We start from the raw sequence: 915 nt of genomic DNA on the forward strand, positions 1-915 counted from the left end.
AGCCGGGCCTGATCGGTTTGGACTGGGCCGGCTTCACGGACGCCGGCGCGCCGGCGCGGCGGTTCGCCGTCGACGGCTACCTCGGCGAGGACGACGGGCGGCTCATCGTCGAGGTCGAACAGGGACGGGCCGCCGCCGGCATCGTCAGCTACCGCGCGGGGCGCTATGCCGGTCGGGCGTCGTACTGGGAGATCGGCATCGTCCTGCTGCCACCGTGGCGGGGGCGGGGCATCGGGTGGCGCGCGCAGGCGTTGCTCTGCGACTACCTCTTCCAGCACACCCCGGCGCAACGCATCCAGGCCGGCACCCACCCGGAGAACGTGGCCGAGCAGCGGGCGCTGGAAAGGGCCGGCTTCCAGTTGGAGGGCATCGTGCGGGCCAGCGAGTTCCGGGCCGGTCGGTGGCGCGACGGTTACCTCTACAGCCGGTTGCGCGACGACCCTTCCCCCTGGGACGCGGCGACCGGAGGCTAACGCGGGCGGACTCCCGGCTGCACCGTCAAGGTCCCGGCCTCGGCGTCGATGGTGGCCCGTGCGCCGAGCGGAACGGTGAGCTGCCCGTTGCCGTGTCCCAGCCGTAACCCGCCCAGGACCGGCACGCCGAGGTCGTACAGGCGGTCCTTCAGCACCGCCGCCGCGTCCCACTCACCCGGACCACCGACGCTGTTGGTGATCTGGCCGATGGCCACCCCGGCGACCCGGGACAGCACACCCACCCGGCGCAGCTCGGTCACCATCCTGTCGATGCTGTACGGAGCCTCGTCCACGTCCTCGAAGAACAGGATCGCGTCGTCGAACCTCGGGGCGTCCTCCGCGCCGAGCGAGGTGGAGATCAACGTCAGGCAGCCGCCGAGCAGGGGACCGGACGCCCGCCCGGGCACCAGGACGGGGGCTGCCGTCTCGGCCGGATCCCTGG

General features: G+C 72.9%; 1 protein-coding gene and 1 pseudogene. One reads left to right on the forward strand and one right to left on the reverse strand.

Annotated elements, in window-relative coordinates:
* Window positions 1-473, forward strand: a 473-nt coding sequence (locus KBX53_RS34355; protein ID WP_210863965.1) for a GNAT family N-acetyltransferase, incomplete at its 5' end; no start/stop codon positions are given.
* Here the strand turns inward: KBX53_RS34355 and KBX53_RS34360 are convergent.
* Window positions 470-915: pseudogene (locus KBX53_RS34360) on the reverse strand (LD-carboxypeptidase); the annotation flags it as partial. The gene KBX53_RS34355 and the pseudogene KBX53_RS34360 overlap by 4 nt on opposite strands.

The organism is Micromonospora sp. M51, from assembly GCF_018070305.1.
In the GTDB taxonomy this organism is placed as follows: domain Bacteria; phylum Actinomycetota; class Actinomycetes; order Mycobacteriales; family Micromonosporaceae; genus Micromonospora; species Micromonospora parva.